Origin of the sequence: Natronoglycomyces albus, from assembly GCF_016925535.1 — a bacterium.
GTDB classification, from domain to species: Bacteria; Actinomycetota; Actinomycetes; order Mycobacteriales; family Micromonosporaceae; genus Natronoglycomyces; species Natronoglycomyces albus.
This window is the reverse complement of sequence record NZ_CP070496.1, coordinates 790,124-812,246: the sequence shown is the minus strand read 5'-3', so window position 1 is coordinate 812,246 and position 22,123 is coordinate 790,124. Positions and strand designations below refer to the sequence as shown.

The window sequence follows — 22,123 nt, the reverse complement described above, 5'->3', positions numbered from 1 at the left end:
GGTTCTTACGTCGCCTGAGGCACGTTGATGGAGCACACTCGACGCGGTCTTTTGCCCAGCCAGCTACATTCACTCTATGTCGATTACATCCGGTATTGGTCTGCGGCGCATCGATCACGTGGGCATAGCGGTGCCTGACCTCGATCAGGCGCTGGAATTGTACGTGGGCACCCTCGGTGGAGAGTGCACACACACCGAGACTAACTCTGAGCAGGGCGTATCGGAGGCGATGGTGGCATGGCCGGACGGTTCGTCACAGGTGCAGCTGCTGGCCCCGCTGGATGAGAACTCCACGATCCAGAAGTTCCTCGACCGACAGGGACCTGGCCTTCAGCAGCTCGCCTTCGAGGTTGAGGACATCGACCACGCTTGCGCGGTTTTGCGCGACAAGGGCGTGCGGCTGCTGTTCGACGAGCCGAAAACCGGCACCGGTGGCTCTCGCATCAACTTCGCTCATCCCAAGGACGTCGGTGGCGTCCTGGTGGAATTGGTGGAACCGGTCGCGTCCACCACGCCCCACTGAGGACACACAGGTTGCCCCAGGCATCACATGAAGCAACTCCAGAAAAATATATGTCAAATTTTCGACAATTTTTCAGCATAACTTTTTGGACAAGGATTCGTTGAGCCAGATCACATTCTGCCTCGTGGCCGGACTTTTGTCCAGATTGCCCCCCTGATGCTGGTTTGTTAGCCTGCATATCGCTCGAAGTAGTTGCCCGGCTACGGATTGCGAGCGCCAAAACCCCCTACCTGGGTGTGGCCCCAACCCGGGGCATCTGCCATTATCTAGCAATGTCCCAGCAGCCCTCCAATAATTCATTCTTCGATAGCGACCAACAGGTGCCGGAGTTCCCCGTCCAGCTGCGGGGATACGACCGGCACCAGGTGGATGAATTCATCCAGAAGAACCTGGCTCGACTCCAGCAAGTTGAGCAGGCTCGAACTGAGGCCGAGCAACGCATGACCGAGGCGCAACGCCGCCTCCGCCAAGCAGAGCAACGTATTCAGGGGCTTGACCAGCGCCTGAATGAGCAAGCCGAACAGCTTGAGGAAAACAGCCGACCGACTCTGTCGGGGCTGGGCACCCGAGTTGAGCAGATTCTCCGGCTGGCCGAAGAACAGGCCAACGAGCACCGAGCCGAGGCGAAACGAGAGACCGAAGGCATCCTTTCGGCCTCCCGCCTCGAAGCGCGCGAGATCACCGACAACGCCCGCAACGAAGCTGGCGCGTTGAAGAAGTCCGCCGAGCAAGAAGCCACCGAGCTGCGCACCACCTGCGAGCGCGAAGTGGCCGAGCTGCGCACCCAGGCCCGTCGCGAGTGCGAGACACTGCGAAACGACGCCGAGCGCGAGACCAAGCAACTGCGTACCTCGACCGGCCACGAAGTCGCCGAGCTGAAGGCCTCCGTGGAACGCGAAGTGGCCACCATGCGCGCCACCGCCGACCGCGAGATCACGCAGCTGCGCGCCAAAGCCGCCCGGGAAGCCGAAGAGCGTCGCGCCGAAGCCGCGAAGCTCTTCGCCGAGGCCAAGGAAAAGCGCGACAAAGACTTGCAGGCCCTCGACCTCGAACTTGCCGAGCGCAAGGAAAAGGCCGAGCGCGAAGAGTCCGAGCGTCACGCCAAGGCCGTCGCCGAAACGCAGAAGCTCGTCAGCGAAGCCGAAGAGCGCGCCCGCGACGCCGAATCCCGCGCCAAGGACACCGAGACCAAGGCCGAGACGCGGCGGGCCGAGGCGGACAAGTACTGCCACGAGACCACGACCAAGGCCAAGGCCGAAGCCGAAAAGACTCTCAAGGACGCCAAGGCCGAAGCCGAGCGTTGCCTCAACGACTCCAAGGCCGATGCCGATCGCATCACCAAAGAGGCGGAGAACAAGGTCGCCGACCTCACCAAGAAGCGTGACGAAGTCCAAGCCACGCTGCGTAATATGCAGCAAATGCTGGGCGGACTCATGGGCGGCGGCGCCGCCGACGCCGCAGGTGGCGAAGAAAAAGAGTCTTCGGACAAGTAAAAAACTAGATTTCGCGTTACCGTCGTATGCAGACATACTCTGGTGACTGAACTGGCGCTGGGGCCCTTTCGGGGGCCCCACGCCGTTTCCAGGCCGGGTACGCGCAAGCTTCGCTTGGGCCAGCCCGGTCCGCAGTGACCGTCCAAAGGTCCCATGTGGGCCCGTGACGGAATCAGCACTGTGACCCGCCAGTGTGTCCCTGATGGACAAAAAGTGTGAGTAAAACGTGGGCCCGTCGACGGGGCAGGACACTATTGACTAAGGTCAATAGGTCGACGAAGAGACCTCAACGCGCATATGGCAGGCATAATGGAAGCGGGCTCGTCCCCACCTCCACCGCACCGCGCGAGCCGCCACGAACGACAACGCGGCGAAGTCTCTGAGGCTCCTCCACACGTGGTCTCACCCAGCGGTCGACGATAATGCAAGCACCACAGCTATCGACCGCGTCCGGCCATAACAGACACAGCCCGACGCGGTTCATGTGAGGATAAAGGTATGGCGCGCGAGAAAAAGGACGCATCGTACAGCGATGACACTGAACTCTTCGCTGACTTCAATGAAGTCGAGGCCGTTGACCGGGGTTTTGATTCGGCCGTGCGCGGATACGATCGGCGGCAGGTGGACAGGTATCTGCAATCGATCGAGCTACAGCGCGACACCCTGGCCGGGGAACGCGCCGAGGCGATGGCGCAAATCGACCGCCTCATGGTGCAAATCCAGCAGTTGCAGGCCCAAATCCACGACCTGCGCCGCCGCAACGCCGTTGGGGAGAAAGTCAAGTACGCCGACTTTGGCGTGCGCATCGAACACATCTTCGCCCTAGTCGAAGAGGAAGCCGATGCCATCCGCGACCGTGCCAAGGGCGAGGCCAACGAGCTGCGAGCCGAGGCCGCCAAGAAGTTGCACGAGGCCGACCAGCACATCGAAACCGCACGCCGCGACTTCGAGACCACGCTGAAAAATCGCCGCGACGCCGCCGAAAAGGCCGAAGCCGATCGCCGAGCCATCCTCGACGCGGAAATGAACAAGCGCGCCCGACAGGCGCAAGAGACGCTCGAGGCCGCCGAGACCAGGGCCGCCGCCATTCTCGAAGAGGCCCAGGCCGACGCTGACGCCAAGCGTGCCGCGGCAGACGAGCAGGCCCGCCAATTGGCCGAGCACATGGAGCGGCTGCGGGCCGAGGCACTCGAAACCAAGGAAAAGGCCGAAGCCGACGCCGAACTAGTCGGCGAAGAGGCCCGCAACAAGGCCACGATGCTCATTGCCGAGGCTGAGGCCGAGGCCGACCGCCAACGCACGGCGCTGTCCGAGGAACTCGACACGATCCGCACCGACACCATCGCCAAGCTCGACAAGTTCAAGCAAGATACCGAGACCTTTGCCGAGACCGTCCGTTCCGAGGCAGAAGAGCACGCGACATCCATCAAGGCCGAAGCCGCCGACGAAGCCGCGCTCCTGCGATCCGAGGCCGCCGACGAGGCGAAACGCCTCCGCGAAGAGGGCGAGGCCGCTCGCGACGAGGCCAACAAGGCCGCCGAGAAAATCCGTCTCGACGCCGACGACTACAGCCGCAACGTCAAGGAAGACGCGGTGACGGAAGCCGAGAAGCTGCGCGCCGAGGCCCGCTCTGAGCGAGACAAGGCCACATCCGAACGCGAAGCGATTCAAAACGAACGCGACCAGCTCATCAGCGCCGCCAAAGCCGAAGCCGGAGAGATCGTCTCCAGCGCCGAGGAGCGTGCCGAGCAGATGGTCACCAAGGCCGAAGCCAAGGCGGAGGCGGCTCGTAAACGGGCCGACGAACTGTCGAAGAACGCCAAGAGCGTGGCCAAGCGCGACGCCGAGGCAATCCTTTCGACCGCCCGCGCCCAGGCCAAGAAGATCGTCGGAGACGCCAAGGCGGAAAAGAAAGCCGCCGGTGGAGAGGACAGCGACGCCGACAGCAAGGAAAAGGCGTCGTCCTCCTCAACGTGAGACCGGGCCCAATAATTCGCTGAATAGACGACCGTAATGAAGTGGCCAGCGCGCGCAACCGCACGCTGGCCACAATCGTGTCTTGATCGGTGAGAACGCTGGACCCCACCTCGCGAAACAAAGCCCGAATGGCATCGGATTGCGAGGCAGCCAATACGCTTAGTGATAGTTTGCCCTCATTTCCACCTCCCCCTAACGGTCGAGTGGCGAACGCCCGAATGAATGGGCTACCCTCACATTTAGTGGCAAAATTCGCGCCGTATTGACGTAGCGTTATCACCTTGTCACGTGATATAAGCCCGGTCGCGGATCATCCGATTCGCCCGCGCACTGGCGGCACCACGCGCACCACAATTTACATACGGTGGCCGCGCATTCGACTATCGACGTAGAGGATGGAGGTGACCATGGCATCCCCCCGCTCCATTGGCGCAGTGCAGATCGACCGTTTACTGCATCGCGACCCGGTTAGCAGCGTCTTCTCCGGCACTGTCGACTCCGACCCCACCACATCGGTGTGCGTGACCGTCGCACACGAGCGAGTCGACGGCTCCCGTCGAGAAGTTTTCCTCGAATGGGCGGCAAAGCTGACAGGCGTCTCGACGCATCAGCACATCGCCTCCTTCGCATCCATCGGCCTCACCGAGGGTGCCCAGCCGTACTTGGCTGTCCACGCCACCCGTCGCACCCTCGTCGACAAGCTCAACGAGGAAGGCCCCTTGCCCGACGGGCAAGTGCGGGCTCTCGGCGTGGCGTTGGCCGATGCCCTGGCGACCCTGCACGAGCGCGGCCTGGTGCACGGCTCGGTCCAACCTGCCAACGTTCTGATCGGACCTGGGCAGCTTTTGCAGCTCAGTGCCTTCGACAACTGTGCGCCGGTGTTGGCGCGAGCCCTACCCGCCAGTGCCTACACCGCCCCTGAGCATTTGGACGCGGCGCAGGCGGCGGAAGTCGCCGCCAGCCCCGCCGCCGACATCTACGCGCTGTCGACCCTTCTCTACGCCGCTTTGGGCGGGCATTTGCCGTGGACGGCGGGGTCTAGCCGAGACGGGCTGACCAATCCCCTGCTCAGGGCCGCTCCTGTCCCCCACATTTCCGGCACGTCGCAGGCGTTGACCAACCTGATCGGGTGGGGTCTGCACGCGAATCCGAGCGCTCGCCCCACGGCGCAGCAGCTGCGGCAGGAACTGACCCGCTTGGACTTTCGAGGCGCGGCCCTAGACACGTTTACCGCTGGGCGACGCCCCACGTCAGTGGCCGGCACGTTGATACCCCGGACGGGCCTGCGGCCGGTGACGGTCGCCCAGAACACTGATGTGGCGCTGTATGAACGCGCCGAGGACAGCCAGTTGCGGCCGCGACTTCGCAAGGCGGCTACGGCGCTGGCTGGGGTGGCATTGACGGGAGCGATTGTCAGTGGCGCGGCCTTGGCCACGTACGCGGCGACGAACCCGTCGGCCGCGCCGACGTGTCCCGAGACCGAACAAGTGGCTCGGCTCGTGGTGCAGGACATCCCTGACGGGGATTTGGTCGAGTCCTGGTGTACGGCCGACGGCTATGTGGCGGCCACGGTTGATTCGCCCGAGACCGATGAACCGGTGGCGCGGGAACCGGAATCCTATGACGTCAAGACGGAGATCGACGAGACCGGCCAGGTCGCCTTGGCGTGGGTGATCGAGGATGACGAGTTGGTCCCGGTCCTCGACTGCGCCGACCTTGACCTTCCCGACACCATCAAGAAGCACCTGAACTGCTAAATGGTCTCCACTAGCCCCGCATTCATGGCGGCGCCAGTGGGGTCTACTTATCGTCGTCTCGATCGGGTTTGGGCAGGAATCCACCGAAGGCGGCTACCGTCTTGTTGGCGTAGGCGGATGTGTCGCCGCGTTCCATTGGCCCGTCCCACTCGCGCTTTAGCGGGGCGTGCTGGGGCAAAACACGTTCGACGATCGCGTCGAGAACTGTCTCGGCTTGGCCCACCCACAAGTGTTTGCCGCCCTCCACGCCCCGGACGTCGGCCTGTTCGATGATGGAGAAGCGCTCTTTGGCTTCGGCGGGCTGTAGGTAGTCGTCGTGTTCGGGGATCAGGGCCAGCAATGGCTTGTCGGCTTCGTTCCAGCGCCCCAGGTCCTCTTCGGTGCTATAGCGCAACGGCGGCGAGAGCAAGATTGCTCCTTCGACGCTGGGCTCCAGCCCGTACTTGAGAGTGAGGTCGGTTCCGAACGACCAGCCCACCAGCCAGATGCGAGGCAGCTCGGCGAACTCCGCGTATTCGATGGCGGCGGCGACGTCGAACTGTTCGCCTCGAGCGTTGTCGAACTCGCCTTGGCTGGTGCCTTGCTGACTGCTGGTGCCGCGAGTGTTGAACCGCAGCACGGCCATATTGGCCAGCGCGGGAAGGCGCCAGGCGGCTTTGCGAAAGATGTGGCTGTCCATCATGCCGCCATGTGTGGGCAGCGGGTGGACCATGATGAGGGTCGCCTCGGGGTCGCGTTCCTGCGGCAAGGCCAGTTCGCCGACCAGTTGCAGTTCGTCGGCGGTGTGGAGGGTGATGGCCTCCCGGCGGGCGGGCAGCATGGATGAGGATCGGATCGCGCTCACGGTGGCTCCCAAAGAGGTGGCTGGTTCGCGGCCAGGTACATCGTCACGCGGATTATGTCACGCGGGGCCGGTGCGGCCCTAGGATTTCTCCTCGCAGGTCATGGGAATCACCGCTTGGCGGTGTACGAGGCACCATCCTTGCCATAAGTTCCGGTGCGTGATCCCCTGGTCGCGTTTGCAGATGAGAAGGTCAGCGGCCGGGGCGACGACGGTGGCGCATCTCCCAGCACGAGGAGTGCCAATGACGGCGGTCGTCCCCGTCGCCCGCATCGGCCCAGGCGACCACATGCGCCACTCCTGGGCGTATCTCCTGGTTACAACCGGGACAGCGGTAGGTTTTTTCGGCGGCGGCCGCGGCGATACGACGCACGTTCCAGCGCCCATCAGGCCCGTCAACAGTGTTGTGCAGGATGGGTCGTGACGATTGCCTACGAGAGCGGTCGTCTGCCTGACGTCGATTACGGCGCGGCACGGCGATGGCCCCCGAAGGCTAGGAGGAAGCGGGACGGTCGTCTGAGCTTTGGTTCGCGTCCTCGTGATGGTCAAACGATTGCGGCAGTCGTTTGACGCGCTTACTCATGTTCATGACGAGTAGCACGGTGACGGCCAGCAAGGACATGATGATGACCATCCCGATGGGCCCGGCGAGTGCGCCATCGCGTTCCGGCCCGAACTGGGCCAGGTCCCCGGCCATGAGCGTGAAGAGATTCTCCTGCATATTTACAGGTTAGCGCTTTGACCGACTTCACACACACGTGGCAAGGCCGCGCCGGTGCCCTGGTGCTCCGGCAGAGCACACAGTGTCTGAGCGGGCCGCCTGCGGGCCGCGCCACCGTCGCCGATCGGGTCAGGATTCCAATGCTGGGAGCCGCCAGTCGACGGGCTTTCCGCCCTGCTCCTCCAGTAGCGCGTTGGCGCGGCTAAACGGCTTCGATCCGAAGAATCCCCGGTAGGCGCTCAACGGCGATGGATGTGGCGACTCGATCGCCGGGATCGTGCCGAGGTCGGCTCGCAGTTTGCGTGCGTCGGCACCCCACAGGATCGCCACTGCCGGACCTCCCCGCTGTGCCAACGCTGTGATCGCCTGCTCGGTGATGGCCTCCCACCCTTTGCCACGGTGGGAGGCGGGCTTGCCCGGTTCGCAGGTCAACGAACGGTTCAGCAGCAGCACGCCCTGCTCGGCCCACGCAGTTAGATCCCCGTTGGCGGGAAGCGGATAGCCCAGGTCGTCCCGGTATTCGTTGAAGATATTGACCAAGCTCTTGGGCAAGGGCCTCACCTGCGGCGCTACGGCGAAGCTGAGCCCGATGGCATGCCCGGGGGTCGGGTAAGGGTCTTGACCGACAATGAGGACGCGCACGTCAGCGAAGGGCTGTTGGAAGGCCCGCATGATGTGGTCGGCGGCGGGAACATAGCGGCGACCGGCCGCGACCTCCTCGCGCAGAAACGCTCCCATCGCCTTCACGTTGGCAGCAACGGGGGCCAAGGCCTTTGCCCAGCCAGGTTCCATCAGGTTGTCCAGTTCGTTTGACATTACTCAAGAATACGAAATGGGTCAGACACTCCTTTTATGTCCTATAGGGATACGAAACCCAGGTAGGTCTGTCACCTCCGCATCACTGCGGATTAGCTCGGTGGGCTGTGCGATGTCCGACTCAGCCGCGCCCGGTGGGGCCGTTGACCGTGACAATAAATCCGGCGTCGCGCATCGCGGCGACCAAATGCGTCGCGTGGTCGTCTCCGCGCGTCTCCACAGACAGATCGATGGACACCTCGCCAATGTGCAGACGCGGGTCCGTTCGCTGATGCGTCACGTCGACGATGTTGCCGCCACGTTCGCCCAGCAAGTTCAAGACCGCCGCCAGGGTGCCGGGCTTATCGGAGCAACGCAGGTTGCAACGCAGGTAGCGGCCCGACAGTGCCAACCCATGGCCGATGAGCCGCACTTGCAACAGCGGGTCGATGTTGCCGCCGGACAAAATGGCGACAGTCGGTCCGTCGACCGATACCTTGCCACAGATGAGCGCCGCGTACGCGGTCCCACCAGCCGGCTCGGCAATGAGCTTGTTGCGTTCTTGCAAAGACAGGAGCGCGCGCGTGATGTCCTCTTCCGAGACCGTCACGATCTCATCGACCAGATCCCGTACGTGTGGGAACGTGATGTCGCCGGGGCGGCCCACGGCGATACCGTCGGCGATCGTCTGCATCTGGGCGAGCTTGACCGGTTTCCCCGCAGCCAACGAAGGGGGGTACGCCGCAGCCTCGGCCGCCTGCACCCCGATGACCGTGACCGACGGGTTGATCGCCTTCGCCGCAGCGGCGACACCAGCGGCCAACCCACCCCCGCCAATGGCCACCACAATGGTCGCCACATCGGGAACCTGTTCCAAGATTTCCAAGGCACACGTGCCTTGACCTCGAACGACATCCATATGGTCGAACGGGTGAATAAGAGTCGCCCCGGTCTCGGCGGCGAACTTGTGGGCCGCCTCAAGCGCGTCATCAACGGTATTGCCACCCAAGATCACGTCCGCTCCATAGTCCTTCGTGGCGGCCAGTTTCGGCAGCGGGGCGGCCTTGGGCATAAACACCGTGGCGGGTATGCCCAGCATCCGGGCCGCCAAGGCGACGCCTTGGGCGTGGTTCCCGGCCGAGGCCGCGACCACGCCACGAGCCCGATCTTCCTTTGAGAGGCGGCTAATGCGCAAGTAGGCTCCGCGAATCTTGAACGATCCGGCCCGTTGCAGGTTCTCGCACTTAAGGAACACAGTGTCGCGCGGCAAGCGCGGGTCGCGGGAGGGTTCCACGGGAGTGCGACGGATGACGCCTTCCAGCTCTTTGGCGGCAACCTGGATCTCACTCAGCGATACGAGACTCGTCATATAGGTGATCTTGCCATTTGTCGGCACTGGTGACGACCCCACCACCTCTCTTGGGTGACAAGGGCCGAAGCAACAGGCGCAACCTGCGCCTTTGCTTCACTCCAGGCCCACATTCGAACCACCTGATGGGACATGTTGGTACCAGGTCAGGCCCTGCCACCTAGCCGCCGGCACCGCATGCGGCCACGATTGGGCGCAACCGCCCAAACCCGGCCAGATCCACGCGGATAGTCAAGCGGAGGAGGAAGAAATCGCCGCTTGAAAAGGTAGAACCGAGAGAGCCTGGCTGCCATATGCCCTGTGCAGCCAGGCACCCCGCGTTCCGGATGAGCCGACCTCGACAACTCGCCCACGCGGCGCCCCGAGGGGAGCGCGGCCTGCGAGTGCCTCATCGTCCCCACCTCGCTTGCAGTAGGTGAAAGGAGCGGTCTTAACGCACCATATGCCCAATCAGGCATAGTTGTGTTCTGGCAAGCGTTAGTCGACCTGACGAGATCCACGTTGTGCCGACGGTGCCGCAAGTAAGTCCGCAATGCGACAGCGTCGGCGACGTCAAACGATCCGCTACCGGCGGTCAATCATTCAGGTAACGAACGAGATTCCACCTCGACCAGTGACAAACTCTGAAGTCATGGGCCGAAAGCTGGCCCTGGGCCCAAGGAACCACAGGCCAGTAAACCCGTCCCCAGCCAAGGAACCACGGGTTGGTTAACCCGTCCTCTGCCAAGGAGCCACGGGCCAGTTAACCCGTCCTCTGCCAAGGAGCCACGGGCCAGTTAACCCGTCCCCAGCCAAGGAACCACAGGCCAGTTAACCCGTCCTCTGCCAAGGATTCACGGGTTGGTTAACCCGTGAATTGTTCAATGGCCAGAACTTTCACCTTTAGCTTGGCTCCGTTGGGGGCCTCGTAGGTGACCATGTCGCCTTCCTTGTGGCCGATCAGCGCCGCGCCCATAGCCGACTCTGGACTGTAGACAGTCAAGTCGGTGGTGGCGCCGATTTCCCTTGAGCCCAAGAGGAACTTCTCCGTATCGTCTTCATCGCCATCGAAGGCAACGGTGACGACCATGCCAGGCTGGATGTCACCCGAGGCCTTCGCTTCCTCCACTTTGGCATGACGCAGCAGATCCTCTAGCTGGCGGATACGCGCCTCCATTTTGCCCTGTTCTTCTCGGGCCGCGTGATAACCGCCGTTCTCCTTCAAGTCGCCCTCTTCACGACGCTCGTTGATCTCGGCGGCCATAGCAGGACGCTGCGCGATCAAGTCATCAAGCTCGACTTTAAGGCGGTCATAGGCATCCGGTGTCAGCCATGTTCCTTCATTAATTGACACTTCATTACCTCCGGGTACATACGTAGGGTTATCTTCAGTCTGGTGTTCCACCCTGACATTTGCTTCCATCACTGTGAGTAAGCATCAGTCACCGCACTTCGCTGCGGGTATACGTGGATTAAATGGTGCGCGTGGGCAAGAGCGCGGGCCCGGTTGGTTGGACCCAGGAGGCAATGCCTGGCGCGAGGCGACGAAGTACGACTGGGTTCGCTAGGTGACTATGAGGCCGGCCAGCATTTCAGCACTTCAGCTGTGTTCGGGTCTCCATCCACCGAGAGGTTGTAGGTCACCGAGACCTTGTCCTCTTCTCCGGTGGGAATCACCACATTGGCGTTCCCGATTTCGGCCCCGCTCATGTCTCGCGATCTGAGTAGGCAAATCGCCTCTTCATCGGCGGGTTTCGTCACTTGGAAAGTGATCTCAACCTCATCGGGGTGAAGTTGGTAGCCCTGGACCGTGGCGCTGAAGTTGGGGTCTCCGTACTTGTCATACATAATGAGTGACACTCCGACACCTCCCGCGATGACCAGGGCAGACAGCCCTCCAGCAATCCATTTTCGACGATGGGTTGACTCACGGCGCCGGCCATACCTGCCGGGAGGGAAACGCACCTCGGTGGTGCCGGTCTCACTCATAACTGCCGCTTTCTGGAGTGGTTGTCGTACAAATTGGGAACAATCCAAGTATCGCGTATCGTTGCATAGATTGCCACCGCCGACAAGCATGGCCCATGCACATGGTCGTGGCCATACCTATTAACTACGTGTCAACTTGCGAGGTAACTGACGTGTCTGTGGACTCGAACACCCCCCCTGAGACACCCGAACCCTCCGGTTCCCAGCGCGCTGAGGCCGTCACGCTGCCCAAACAGGGCCTGCGAATGATGGCAGTTCACGCCCACCCCGACGACGAATCATCCAAAGGCGCGGCGACCATGGCGCGCTACGTGAGCGAAGGCGCCGAGGTGATGGTAGCCACCTGCACCGGCGGTGAACGTGGCTCCGTCCTCAACGCCAAGATGGACCAGCCCGAAGTGTGGGAGAACCTGACCGAGATCAGGTCACAGGAAATGGACCGGGCTCGCGAAATTCTGGGAGTCAGCCAAGCCTGGCTGGGTTGGATCGACTCGGGCCTGCCCGACGGGTGGCTTCCCGAGGCGGGAATAGACCTTCCCGGCGACGCGTTCTACAACGTTCCGCTGCAAGAAGCCGCCGCGCCGTTGGTGGAACTGATCCGCTCGTTCAAACCGCACGTCATCACCACCTACGCCGAAGACGGCGGCTACCCGCACCCCGACCATATCCGTACCCACGATGTGACCATGGCCGCGTGGGCGGCCGCCGGTGACGAGAAGGCATACCCCGCCGCCGGGGAGCCCTGGCAACCGCAAAAACTCTATTTTGAGATTTCCTTTGGCCGCAAGCGTATGCAGGCGTTGCACGACGCGATGCTCGCCGAGGGGTTGGAATCGCCCTACGCCGAATGGCTGGAGAGCCGCGATTGGGCGCGAGACAAGAGCCACCGCGTGACCACTATGGTTCAGGTGGGTGAGTTCTTCTCGGTACGCGACGACGCATTGCGCGCACACGCGACCCAGATCGACCCGGACGGCCGTTGGTTCACCGTGCCGCTGGAGTTGCAACAGAAGGTCTGGCCGTGGGAGTCGTACGAACTAGTCGAATCTCAAGTCCCCACGACATTGCCAGAAGACGATCTTTTTGCTGGAATTAAGGTGTAGCTCGTCGCAGGCGGCAACTCACCGTGAGTGAGGCTCCGCCCCGAGGCGCTATACAAATGCCCGGGCTACGATTTCGACCGACAAATGTCGGGCGGACCGTATGCTACGGGCGTTTTCGTTAGATTCGGTCCTCCGCGCGTCTGGAGGCGACGCGCAGAAACCGGCAAAAGCAGCTGGATAGCGTATTCGTTCACTTGCCAGCATGAACTGTCGGAGTCCCGACAGCATAGTGTATTTCTTCGAAAAGTACGGGAACGTAGTTGCAAGAACACTGAGCCGAGATACTGTGCCACTAAAGGCAGTGCAGCGAGGCGCTGCGGACGCTTGAGGATGAGAAGTCGCGCGAACGGCCCCACCGACAAGTGCCCCGCAAGGGGGTGAACCGACCTGGCTATGCCGTGGCTGGCTACACCACCAGAGGCGGCACCACTGAGATTCCACCGTCGGTGAACGGAAACCAAGGTCACGTGCTGACAACGAGTTCCCATAGCGTTCACCATCGCTTCGCGATGTGGAACGTGGCAATTGGCCAAAACAGGCCGACGGTAGCGGCCCCGACTACCAAACGGAGGTGGAGCCATGGCTACCCAAGAACCGGGTATGGCATCACCGGCGACGACTGAATCCTTGGTCGGTCGCCTACTGGTGGCGACCCCACATCTTCAAGACCCCAACTTCGACCGCACTGTGGTCATCATGGTCGGTTACGAAGAGGACGGTGCTCTCGGTGTCGTGCTGAACCGTGCCACGCAAATGCCGGTGAGCGAGGTACTGGGCGACTGGGGCGAGCTGGCGGGCTCTCCGGCGGTCTTGTTCGAAGGCGGACCGGTGCAGCCAGAGGCGGCCATCGCCTTGGGCTGGAAGAAGACTGACAAACCCACCGGCCCATCCTTCCGGACCGTGACCGGACGTTTGGGGACCTTGGACTTGTCGGCCGACCCCGACCAACTGCGTGATTCGCTGGACAGTATGCGCGTCTTCGCCGGCTATGCCGGCTGGGCCCCCGCGCAATTGGAGGAGGAGATCTCCGCAGGCGCGTGGATGGTTTTCGACGCGCTCCCCGGTGACCCGTTCTCCAATCAACCCGAAGATCTATGGCCGATGGTGTGGAAGCGGCAAGGGGGCCTACTGGCAGCGGTGGCCCACTACCCGACGGACCCCACCCTCAATTGAGGCGACAAGGGGACCGCCTCGAATTCCCTGACCACAGCCCAGTACGGCACTGCGACTAGGGCGACTAGGGCAGCGGGCCATCTCAAGACGGCCGCGTCACACCGATGCCCGCGTGCGAAGAAGTCCCGGCCAACTTCCGCTGGCAGCTGGCATCGATCGCTAGGCGAACGGTTTTGCCACCATCATGATGACGATGACTCCGTACATGGCTGCCAGCAAGATCGTCAACGACACGAGTTTGCCCCGAGACTGTTCGAGCAAGACCCTCACCTGAGAGTCGGCGCTATCGGCGTCTTGCAGTGACTTCCCGCAGTGGGCGAATGTCGCCGGTAGCACCCCGATCCCCACCACGGCGGCGATGAAGTAAGAGGTCATCGAAATGACGATCCACGGATCGGCAAATCCATACTCATCGCTCAACAACAGCGCAAGCGCCCCGGTGACGAACACGGCCACGCTCAGGGAGTTAAACAACATGGTCCGCCGCCCATAGGCGAGGATTTCCTCGGCATGGTGGCGTTCAACCGATGTGACACCCAGGTAGGGGAAGAGAAGGGCTGGCCCGGTGACCGCTAGCGCCGCGGCAACATGCAAAATCACCATGAATGTGTACATAGACCCCAGTCTAGAAACCAGGGTGCGTTTGGCGGGTTTTCACACCCCGAGACCAGAGTGAATATTTCGCCATTTTATGGCTTACGTACCCATCCGCCTACGAAACATGGGCCACAGTAGGCAACTTTATTTTCGTTCAAAACTCGTAACACAGTGTTTGTTCACATTTTAGTTACTGTGTCGTATGATCCGCGTGGAGCTTTCGTCCTCATATGATGATCGGATGAAAGCCGCACCGCCCGTACGACAATGGGTCGCGGCCACCCCGCCGCCTCTGGCCCACCGACTCGAGGCCTGCGCATCCGGGGTGAGGGGCTAGCCGTCCCCGCTCGCGCAGTACTCACAAGGCACGTGCAGCACCGATTCACATAGTCGTTACGGTAGTGTTTGCCCAGGCAAACCATGCCATAACGCGAGTTTCGGGCTCGCACTGGCCAAGTAACAGCGTGGAGTGTTTGAGTTTGAACAATCGCCCCAGCTTCATCGCGCACCCCGCGCCATGAAGCGACAGCACCGTCGAGCCAAGCCACCACGGTGAGCCCACCGTCCACCCTTCTCATTGGAGCTACAAATGCGCCGAACGCGCTCAATTGTCGCGGCGACCGCCGCGGCTACTCTCCTCGGCACCATGGCTGCCTGCGGCAGCGACTCCGAACGCGCCGACGATGGCGAAATCGAGGTTTGGATCGCCTTCACCGACTACCGGCTCGACTGGGCCGAGGCAGTCGCCGAGGAATTCGAAGCAAAGCACGATGACCTCTCCATCAACGTGCGCGGCTTCGAATCATACGAAGTTCTGTTCGACTCAATGTCGAACGCCGTGGCCCAGGGCAACCCGCCCGCAATCGTCCAGTACTTCGAAGCCGCGACCCAAGACGCCCGTGACGAGGTCGACGAAGATGGCGACCCGATGTTCGTGGCCATTGAAGAAGCCATCGACGGCCGCACCGAGATCCTCGGCGAACCCGTGGTCCTCGATGACGTCGTCGACGCCGCCCGCAACTACTACTCAGTAGACGGCGTCTTCGAATCCATGCCGTGGAACACCTCAACCCCGCTGTTCTACAGCAACACCGATGTCATGGACGAGGCCGGAATTGACTCTCCGCCCGAAACGTGGCAAGAACTCTCCGAGGCCTGCGAACTGATCGACGCGCTAGAAGACGGCCCACGTTATTGCGTCACCTGGCCCAACCACGGCTGGTTTGTCGAACAGGCAATCGCCATGCAAGGCGGCCTGTTGGCCGACAATGACAACGGCCGTACCGCCCGCGCCGAAAGCGTCAATCTGACCTCTCCGGAGATGCTCAACTACCTGGAATGGATCCGGGAACTAGCCGTCGACGGACACTTCTACTACTCGGGCGTCCAAGATGACTGGGACGGGCCCCGCAACGCCTTCATCGCCGAGCAGACCGCCTTCACCATGACCTCCTCTGGCGACGCCACCCTCGTGGTCAACGACGGGACCGACGCCGGCTTCGATGTCGAGGTCTCCCGCATGCCCTACAACGGTGACGTCGACTACGCGGGCAACCTCATCGGTGGCGCGACCCTGTGGCTCACCAGCGGATTGGGCGAAAACACCCAAGATGGTGCCCTGGCCTTCCTACAGTTCTTGAACAACCCGGAAAACGCCGCCGACTGGCACCGGGCCACCGGCTACATCCCCATCACCTACGCCTCGGAGCAACTGCTGCAAGAGGAAGGCTGGTTTGACGAGCACCCCTACCACGCGGTGGCCAACGAACAACTCGACGCCGCCGACGACTCCTATGCCTCGGCTGGAGCGCTCGTGGGCGGTTTCGTCGGCATCCGAGCCGAAGTGACCCAGGCCGTAGAGGACATCTTGGTCTCCGAGGCGTTCCCCGAGGAGCGCATGGACGAGGCACAGGTCGACGCTCAGCACATTCTCGACCAATACAACCTGCTATACGACTTCGATTAACACTTGACGATGCCGATATACCCACTCATGCTGCCGCTATTCGCGGCGGCGATCATTATCGGCGCACTCATTGGCTGGGCAGCTTGGCGTAACGCCGAGCTGCCCGGCTCACGAGGCGCCATTCTCGTGGGAGCAGGGGCCGGAGCCGGTCCGCTGCTCACGATGTATCCGCTCCAGGCCTGCACGTTCGAGCCCGGGCGCACCAACCAGGACATCGCGGTGGGCGTTCTCGCGTTCGCGGCGGGTGCCGCCGTCATTGCCGGAATCATGGTCTGGATCGGTCGGGCGCTCAGCAAGCCAGGCGGAGTCAGCAACCTCGATGTCGACAACGACTCCGGGACGTTCCGCCAAGGAGCCTCATACGCGCTGCCGCTGTTGGCCCCCACCCTGATCGTCATCGCGCTGTTCTTGTACTGGCCGCTGTTTGAGACCCTGCGCCTGTCCACCTTGCTGACCCAACGCGGGTCGCATGTGGAGCGCTTCGTGTGCGTCGACAACTACACGCGCCTGTTGGGCCCCACCTTCGAATGGTGGCTCTACGTCCCACTCATCGCGTTGGCCATCGTGGCCACAGCCGCGTGGGCGGCCAAGAAGAACGAACAGGACTCCGCCACATGGCTGGGACACCTGCGCGGCTGGCTCCTGCTGGCCACAATCCTCGCGGCGGCCACCTCAGCATTTGGTCCGGCCTACCGCTCGGTCTTTGTCACCACGCTGATCTTGACCTCTGGGGTGGTGGTCTTCAGCCTCGTCCTCGGCCTGGCCATCGCGATGCTGGTCTCCCAGCCAATCCGCGGACGCGGCATCTACCGCACCCTCCTCATTTGGCCGTTCGCGCTCAGCCCGCCAATCGCGGGCATCCTGTTCTTCGTCATGTTCGACCCGGTGGCGGGTATCGTCGGCAACTTCTACGAGACGCTGACCGGCCTGGACTTCCCCAACTACCGTCACGACCCGACCTTGGCGCGGGCCCTGGTGATCGTTGCCAGTGTGTGGAAAACCCTCGGCTTCACCATCTTGTTCTACATCGCCGGGCTACAAAACGTCTCCCGCGAGATGCTGGAAGCCGCCCGAGTAGACGGCGCCGGCCCCTTCAAACGCTTGTGGTACTTCATCATTCCCTCGCTGACGCCTATCACGTTCTTCCTGATCGTCACGCAAGTGACGTACGCGTTCTTCGAAGTGTTCGGAACGATCAACTACCTCACCGGAGGTGGCCCCAGCGGGGCGACGACAGACGCGCTAACGGCGGTCTGGCTGTCGCAGGAATGGATCGGAGACGGAGCCGCGCGTTCACTCGTGCTCTTCGCGATGGTTCTGGCAGTGACGGCGTGGCAGTTCCACGCCACCGGACGACGCGTCCACTACGGACGATAGGAGGCGGAACATGTCGATTCTCAAACTTCCCGACTCCGGCGATCTGCCACGCGAGTTCAACGGTCGCTCACTGAACCTACGGCCGAAGAAACGCAAGCGCACCTTCCATATCCACTTGGCACTGATTTTCATCTGCGGGCTGCTGTGTGCGCCAGTGGTGTACGCGTTTCTCGGCGCGACTCAAAACAATGCCCAGGTGGTGAACGCCCAGTTGTACCCGGGCAGTTCCCTTATGGATAACTTCGACACGGTGTGGAACCAGCGGGAGTTGTGGCGCTACATCATCAACTCCGCCATCATGTCCACCGTCATCGCCATCGGTAAGGCCATCACGGGCCTCCTGGCCGGGCTAGCGTTCGTGTACTTCCGGTTTCCCGGGCGGGGCATCGTGTTCGTGCTGGTCCTCATCACCCTGATGATGCCAACCGAGGTTTCGATTCTGGCGCTGTTTGGCATCGTGGACTTGTTGGGGTTGTCCAATAACCTCGGCGGGCTCACGATTCCGTTCCTGGCCTCGGCCACGGCGGCGTTCTTGTTCCGGCAGCACTTTGCCAATCTTCCGGCCAACCTGTCGGAGGCGGCCCAGCTCGATGGTGCCAGCCCCATGCAGTTCCTGTTTCGAGTGTTGATCCCCCTGTCGTGGAACGTCATCGGCGCGATGTTGGTGATTTCGTTCCTCTTCGGATGGAACATGTACCTGTGGCCACTGCTATCGGTGACTGACCGCAACGAACAGGTGGTTCAAGTAGGACTGGCCACGTTGCAACAAGCTGGAGAGGGCCAGGCATACGGTCCGCTACTGCTTGGCGCGCTGCTGGCGTCAATTCCGCCGGTCATCGTCTTTCTACTCCTGCAAAAGCCGTTTATGTCGGGCTTCGCCATGAACCGCGACAAGTGATATAGAGGCTAAGAGGCTTATGCAAGAGTGCACGTTCAAGACCGCAGGAGGCGAAGTTTACGCTCCTAAACAAGCCGACGAGAATGCCGAAGGTGCCTTTTGCACAAGCCTGGCCACGAATAACCGTTGAGAGACCAGCAGGACATGGCACGCAACGGCCCATAGGACTTGATCGGAAACAGTTAGCTCAACCATCAACGGCCGGTGACATCTTTGATGTCACCGGCCGTTGCCATATGGAGGACACCGTTGCGCTCCCGGCGCGAGAGCTCTGCGATCAGTGCCCGCTGCGCGCCTTTAGGCGCGCAGGCGTCAACGCCTCGTGCGTAAACCGTTGCTCTTCTTGAGCGAACGCTCATTGCCCCGCTTGAAGTTGCCTGTCCACTTTGCCATGACCAGCTGCTCATCCCCCGCGTCGATGTCAGCGAGGAACTTAGCGGCGCGCTGGCCTTTCAACGTCGTGGCGACTTTATTCGCGAAGAAAATCACCACGGAACCGTTGCGGCGCGTGGAGTAACTGAAGCCGGTGGGCGCAGACACACCCCCACAATAATGATCCAAAGCTAACTTGTCGCGTATTTTTTCGCTCGATCCAACAAACCACAGGGCCGCATCGGCTCTATACCTGCCACGACCTGGCAGGCCATCAGCGCAGTGACACTCGTCATCTTCTGACCACATAGACCACCAGGGCGGCCGCAAGAGTGGGCCTGGACTCCCCGCATGCCGTCTCCAGGCTGATGCGGGACCGACCAAGGTCCGGCCGTGCGAATGCCACCCAGCGCGTTACCGGCACAGCGTGACTCAACCGCTGGTGAGACCCCAGGTGCGGCGCAAGCGGCTGTCGATGGCCTTGAAGATCATGTCCACAATGATGCCGATGGTGAGCACCACGATGATCCACGTCAAGACCCGTGGGGCGTTGTTGAACTCCCGCGCCCCCTGCATAAGGGCACCGATCGAGCCTTGCCCGGCGATGATGACCAGTAGCTCACCGGCCATCAGCGACCTCCACGCGAACGCCCAGCCCTGTTTGAGACCAGACACAAACGAGGGCAATGAGGCAGGCAAGATCACGTGGCGATACAAACCAAAACCACGCATTCCCAACATCGTCCCCACCCGCTTCCACGCCGGTGGCACATAGTCGATGCCCGAAATGAGGCCATTGGCAATCGACGGCACCGCTCCCAGGATCACCACGAACATGATCGCGGCCTCAGAGATCTGGAAGAGCAGGATCGCAAATGGAAACCACATGATCGACGGCATGGTCTGCAAACCGGTGATCAGCGAACCAATCGCGGCGCGCAGCGGCTTAAACCGAGAGACCGCCACCCCGATCACGGTGCCAATCAATAGCGCTAGCGCAAACCCGGTCAGCGCCCGTTGCATGGTGATCCCAATGGCCTGCCAGAACTCAGCAGTGGGAATAAACGTCGCCATGTCCTCGAATACGGCCATGGGCGATGGCAGCGCCCACGAGGGCCGCCACTGGCTCAAGTACACGATCTGCCAAGCCCCAATGACGATCGCGATTGCGAGCAGCTTTGGCCACGTCGCGTTCCACAACTTGAGCAACCACCGGCGCAGGTTGCTCTCGGCGTCGGTGAGCTGTGGCCGCCGCTCCAAAGCGTCGAGCCCGGAGACCCAGGCGCTGGCCTGATCGGCTTGTTTGGGGACCGCCGGAACGTGTGACTCGGTGGTCGTTTCGGTCGTGGAGGGATTAGTGGGCATGGCGCGACACCTCTTGGCGCAGTTGGTCGGTGATGGTGGCGGCCAGCGAGGACACCTCTGTTGAGTCGATGCGGCGGGGGCGCGGATGCTGGACGTCGAACTGAGCGATGACGCGTCCGGGGCGGGAACTCATGAGCACGACTCGGTCCCCCAGCCGTACCGCCTCCCGGACGTTGTGGGTGACGAACAAGACCGTCAGGTTGCGCTCACGCCAAATACGTTCGAGTTCATCGTGCAAGATGTCGCGCGTCATGGCGTCCAACGCGCCAAAGGGTTCGTCCATGAGCAGGATCGAAGCGTCTTGGGCTAGTGAGCGGGCGAGGGCGACTCGCTGCCGCATGCCCCCGGATAGTTCGTGTGGCCGCTTGTCGGCGAAGCCGCTTAGTCGCACGGTCGACAGCAGCTGGGCGGCCCACTCCTTGCGAGCCGTACGGCTCGGTTCCCGTTTGCGAAGGGCAATTTCGACGTTGCCTGAGACGGTTAGCCACGGGAAGAGGGCAGGTTCTTGAAACATCATCGCCACATTGTGGTCGTGGGTGTCGATGTCTCCATCTGTGACCGAGTCAAGCCCAGCAACCAGGGACAGGAGGGTGCTCTTTCCGCAGCCGGAGGCCCCAAGGAGGCACACGAACTCTCCTTGAGCCGCCGAGAGACTGACGTGGTCGAGCGCGAGCAACCCACCGGATCGGCGTCCATAGATCTTGGTAACGGAGCGCAGGTCGATGGCTGCCTGCGCCGTGTCCGTCTGTGCTGCGGTGTCACTCATACTCGGTCTCCTGAAATAGGCTCACGTCCGTGGTCGGATAGGACCGCGTTGAGGTGCTCCAGCCGGTAGATACCGCCCAGGTCCACCTCGTCTAGCAGTCCGACCGCTGTGGCGTGTTCGGCGCTGCCGTATAGCGAGGCGGCGATCGGGTCGGCGGTGAAGGTCAAGTTGTCGAACGCGGCGGCGATGATGTCCTCGCCGAGCCGGTTGCCGGTGAGGCTTTCAATGTGGTCGTTGGCTGCCGCGCGAGCTTGGTCAGGTTCGTCCTCGATGAGGTCTAGAGCCTGTAGATGGGCTTGCAGTAGGGCCTCAACTTGTTCGGGCCGCTGGGCGAGAAAGTCTGAGGCGGCGATGATGTGCGTGGTGACGAACTCGCCCTCCTCCCACAGTTCGCGTTCGTCGAGCAACACGTTCGCGTCGTGTTCGATGATGAGCTCGGATAGATGCGGCTCGACGGCCCAGGCTCCATCGACCGCGCCAGTGGCATAGGCGGCGGCGAGCTCGGAGTTGGGAGTGGGGGTGACGGCCACATCGCCACCCCCGTAGTAGTCGGTGTCGAAGCCTTGTTCGGCCAGCCAATAGCGCAAGGCCACGTCTTGGGTGTTGGCCAATTGGGGGCTGGCGATGGCGGTGCCAGCGAGGTCTGCTGGTGCGTCGATGCCATCGCGGGTGACCAATGCGGCGCCGCCGGAGGTGGAGCCGGAGATGACGTGTAGTGCCTCTCCGCCAGATTGGGCCCAGCCGTTGATGGCCGGGTTGGGGCCCACGTAGGCCGCGTCGATGGCACCGGAGAACAACGCTTCGATCACCGTGGGCCCGGCGTTGAAGAGCACCGGCTCAACGGTGACATCGTCGCCCAGTGTCTCCTCGATGAGGCCCAGCTCGATGGCGACGAGCGCGGGAGCGTGGGTGACGTTGGCGAAGTAGCCCAGACGAAGGACGTTCTCATCGTTGCCGTTACCGCAAGCGGACAAGATGGGCACAGCGGTGACCAGGGCTGTTAGAGCGATTGCTGCTTTGTTGAGCAGTCTCACGGTGTCACATCCTTCATTTCAGCTATTT

Annotated in this window: 21 protein-coding genes; 9 read left to right on the top strand and 12 right to left on the bottom strand. The window is 62.1% G+C overall.

Going from position 1 to position 22,123, the window contains the following annotated elements; genetic code table 11:
* Positions 1-76 precede the first annotated feature (76 nt).
* From mce to JQS30_RS03395, 4 genes are all read left to right on the top strand, one after another.
* Positions 77-523, top strand: a complete 447-nt coding sequence (gene mce / locus JQS30_RS03410) for a methylmalonyl-CoA epimerase (protein WP_213171995.1) — start codon at positions 77-79, stop codon at positions 521-523.
* Positions 524-795: 272 nt separating this feature from the next.
* Entirely contained in the window at positions 796-2,016 is a 1,221-nt protein-coding gene (locus JQS30_RS03405; RefSeq protein WP_213171994.1) for a cell division protein DivIVA, read from the top strand.
* A gap of 498 nt (positions 2,017-2,514) precedes the next feature.
* Positions 2,515-3,993, top strand: coding sequence for a coiled-coil domain-containing protein (locus JQS30_RS03400; protein ID WP_213171993.1), 1,479 nt, complete (start codon positions 2,515-2,517; stop codon positions 3,991-3,993).
* A gap of 407 nt (positions 3,994-4,400) precedes the next feature.
* A complete protein-coding gene (locus JQS30_RS03395; protein ID WP_213171992.1) occupies positions 4,401-5,750 on the top strand; it encodes a protein kinase domain-containing protein in 1,350 nt (449 codons plus the stop codon).
* Between the two features lie 43 nt (positions 5,751-5,793).
* Here the strand turns inward: JQS30_RS03395 and JQS30_RS03390 are convergent, their stop codons facing one another.
* The 7 genes from JQS30_RS03390 to JQS30_RS03360 all read right to left on the bottom strand — a co-directional run bounded on the left by JQS30_RS03390 (position 5,794) and on the right by JQS30_RS03360 (position 11,444).
* On the bottom strand, positions 5,794-6,570 hold the full coding sequence (locus JQS30_RS03390) for an alpha/beta hydrolase (protein WP_343076169.1): 777 nt from the start codon (positions 6,568-6,570) through the stop codon (positions 5,794-5,796).
* 214 nt (positions 6,571-6,784) lie between these two features.
* Positions 6,785-7,066: a hypothetical protein gene (locus JQS30_RS03385; protein WP_246498031.1), complete on the bottom strand. Its 282-nt coding sequence runs from the start codon at positions 7,064-7,066 to the stop codon at positions 6,785-6,787.
* A gap of 18 nt (positions 7,067-7,084) precedes the next feature.
* Entirely contained in the window at positions 7,085-7,312 is a 228-nt protein-coding gene (locus JQS30_RS03380; RefSeq protein ID WP_213171990.1) for a hypothetical protein, read from the bottom strand.
* A 129-nt stretch (positions 7,313-7,441) separates the two neighbouring features.
* Positions 7,442-8,128 carry a uracil-DNA glycosylase gene (locus tag JQS30_RS03375; RefSeq protein WP_213171989.1) on the bottom strand — a complete coding sequence of 229 codons (687 nt, stop codon included), beginning with the start codon at positions 8,126-8,128 and terminating at the stop codon, positions 7,442-7,444.
* A 121-nt stretch (positions 8,129-8,249) separates the two neighbouring features.
* On the bottom strand, positions 8,250-9,476 hold the full coding sequence (gene ilvA, locus JQS30_RS03370) for a threonine ammonia-lyase (RefSeq protein ID WP_213171988.1): 1,227 nt from the start codon (positions 9,474-9,476) through the stop codon (positions 8,250-8,252).
* Between the two features lie 844 nt (positions 9,477-10,320).
* Entirely contained in the window at positions 10,321-10,878 is a 558-nt protein-coding gene (gene greA, locus JQS30_RS03365) for a transcription elongation factor GreA (RefSeq protein ID WP_425498832.1), read from the bottom strand.
* 149 nt (positions 10,879-11,027) lie between these two features.
* Positions 11,028-11,444 carry a DUF4307 domain-containing protein gene (locus JQS30_RS03360; protein ID WP_213171986.1) on the bottom strand — a complete coding sequence of 139 codons (417 nt, stop codon included), beginning with the start codon at positions 11,442-11,444 and terminating at the stop codon, positions 11,028-11,030.
* Positions 11,445-11,689: 245 nt separating this feature from the next.
* Between JQS30_RS03360 and mca the strand changes: the two genes are divergently transcribed.
* Positions 11,690-12,547, top strand: a complete 858-nt coding sequence (gene mca, locus JQS30_RS03355; RefSeq protein ID WP_343076168.1) for a mycothiol conjugate amidase Mca — start codon at positions 11,690-11,692, stop codon at positions 12,545-12,547.
* Between the two features lie 579 nt (positions 12,548-13,126).
* Positions 13,127-13,720: a YqgE/AlgH family protein gene (locus JQS30_RS03350; RefSeq protein ID WP_246498028.1), complete on the top strand. Its 594-nt coding sequence runs from the start codon at positions 13,127-13,129 to the stop codon at positions 13,718-13,720.
* 159 nt (positions 13,721-13,879) lie between these two features.
* On the opposite strand, the gene JQS30_RS03345 is transcribed toward JQS30_RS03350, so the two are convergent.
* A complete protein-coding gene (locus tag JQS30_RS03345; RefSeq protein WP_213171985.1) occupies positions 13,880-14,335 on the bottom strand; it encodes a DUF2269 family protein in 456 nt (151 codons plus the stop codon).
* A gap of 571 nt (positions 14,336-14,906) precedes the next feature.
* Here JQS30_RS03345 and JQS30_RS03340 point away from each other — a divergent pair.
* From JQS30_RS03340 to JQS30_RS03330, 3 genes are read left to right on the top strand one after another with little or no spacing between them, the layout of a single operon-like run.
* Positions 14,907-16,283 carry an extracellular solute-binding protein gene (locus tag JQS30_RS03340; RefSeq protein ID WP_213171984.1) on the top strand — a complete coding sequence of 459 codons (1,377 nt, stop codon included), beginning with the start codon at positions 14,907-14,909 and terminating at the stop codon, positions 16,281-16,283.
* Positions 16,284-16,292: 9 nt separating this feature from the next.
* Positions 16,293-17,660, top strand: coding sequence for a carbohydrate ABC transporter permease (locus tag JQS30_RS03335; RefSeq protein WP_213171983.1), 1,368 nt, complete (start codon positions 16,293-16,295; stop codon positions 17,658-17,660).
* Positions 17,661-17,670: 10 nt separating this feature from the next.
* On the top strand, positions 17,671-18,558 hold the full coding sequence (locus tag JQS30_RS03330) for a carbohydrate ABC transporter permease (RefSeq protein ID WP_213171982.1): 888 nt from the start codon (positions 17,671-17,673) through the stop codon (positions 18,556-18,558).
* A gap of 312 nt (positions 18,559-18,870) precedes the next feature.
* Here JQS30_RS03330 and JQS30_RS03325 read toward each other — a convergent pair whose 3' ends face one another.
* From JQS30_RS03325 to JQS30_RS03310, 4 genes are all read right to left on the bottom strand, one after another.
* Positions 18,871-19,098 (bottom strand): hypothetical protein, encoded by a 228-nt coding sequence (locus tag JQS30_RS03325; protein ID WP_213171981.1) that lies wholly within the window; start codon positions 19,096-19,098, stop codon positions 18,871-18,873.
* 264 nt (positions 19,099-19,362) lie between these two features.
* Positions 19,363-20,295 (bottom strand): ABC transporter permease, encoded by a 933-nt coding sequence (locus JQS30_RS03320; protein WP_213171980.1) that lies wholly within the window; start codon positions 20,293-20,295, stop codon positions 19,363-19,365.
* Entirely contained in the window at positions 20,285-21,061 is a 777-nt protein-coding gene (locus tag JQS30_RS03315; RefSeq protein WP_213171979.1) for an ABC transporter ATP-binding protein, read from the bottom strand. Before JQS30_RS03315 ends, JQS30_RS03320 begins: the two co-directional genes overlap by 11 nt.
* Positions 21,058-22,095 (bottom strand): ABC transporter substrate-binding protein, encoded by a 1,038-nt coding sequence (locus tag JQS30_RS03310; RefSeq protein ID WP_213171978.1) that lies wholly within the window; start codon positions 22,093-22,095, stop codon positions 21,058-21,060. Before JQS30_RS03310 ends, JQS30_RS03315 begins: the two co-directional genes overlap by 4 nt.
* Between the last annotated feature and the right edge of the window lie 28 nt (positions 22,096-22,123).

Bases quoted from the DNA above. Each gene is read 5' to 3' on its own strand.
- ilvA (WP_213171988.1), bottom strand. From the start codon at position 9,476: ATGACGAGTCTCGTATCGCTGAGTGAGATCCAGGTTGCCGCCAAAGAG.
- JQS30_RS03390 (WP_343076169.1), bottom strand. From the start codon at position 6,570: ATGCTGCCCGCCCGCCGGGAGGCCATCACCCTCCACACCGCCGACGAA.
- JQS30_RS03345 (WP_213171985.1), bottom strand. From the start codon at position 14,335: ATGTACACATTCATGGTGATTTTGCATGTTGCCGCGGCGCTAGCGGTC.
- JQS30_RS03375 (WP_213171989.1), bottom strand. From the start codon at position 8,128: ATGTCAAACGAACTGGACAACCTGATGGAACCTGGCTGGGCAAAGGCC.
- JQS30_RS03400 (WP_213171993.1), top strand. From the start codon at position 2,515: ATGGCGCGCGAGAAAAAGGACGCATCGTACAGCGATGACACTGAACTC.
- JQS30_RS03405 (WP_213171994.1), top strand. From the start codon at position 796: ATGTCCCAGCAGCCCTCCAATAATTCATTCTTCGATAGCGACCAACAG.
- JQS30_RS03330 (WP_213171982.1), top strand. From the start codon at position 17,671: ATGTCGATTCTCAAACTTCCCGACTCCGGCGATCTGCCACGCGAGTTC.
- mce (WP_213171995.1), top strand. From the start codon at position 77: ATGTCGATTACATCCGGTATTGGTCTGCGGCGCATCGATCACGTGGGC.
- JQS30_RS03335 (WP_213171983.1), top strand. From the start codon at position 16,293: ATGCCGATATACCCACTCATGCTGCCGCTATTCGCGGCGGCGATCATT.
- JQS30_RS03315 (WP_213171979.1), bottom strand. From the start codon at position 21,061: ATGAGTGACACCGCAGCACAGACGGACACGGCGCAGGCAGCCATCGAC.
- JQS30_RS03395 (WP_213171992.1), top strand. From the start codon at position 4,401: ATGGCATCCCCCCGCTCCATTGGCGCAGTGCAGATCGACCGTTTACTG.
- JQS30_RS03340 (WP_213171984.1), top strand. From the start codon at position 14,907: ATGCGCCGAACGCGCTCAATTGTCGCGGCGACCGCCGCGGCTACTCTC.
- mca (WP_343076168.1), top strand. From the start codon at position 11,690: ATGATGGCAGTTCACGCCCACCCCGACGACGAATCATCCAAAGGCGCG.
- JQS30_RS03320 (WP_213171980.1), bottom strand. From the start codon at position 20,295: ATGCCCACTAATCCCTCCACGACCGAAACGACCACCGAGTCACACGTT.
- JQS30_RS03380 (WP_213171990.1), bottom strand. From the start codon at position 7,312: ATGCAGGAGAATCTCTTCACGCTCATGGCCGGGGACCTGGCCCAGTTC.
- JQS30_RS03350 (WP_246498028.1), top strand. From the start codon at position 13,127: ATGGCTACCCAAGAACCGGGTATGGCATCACCGGCGACGACTGAATCC.
- greA (WP_425498832.1), bottom strand. From the start codon at position 10,878: ATGGAAGCAAATGTCAGGGTGGAACACCAGACTGAAGATAACCCTACG.
- JQS30_RS03360 (WP_213171986.1), bottom strand. From the start codon at position 11,444: ATGAGTGAGACCGGCACCACCGAGGTGCGTTTCCCTCCCGGCAGGTAT.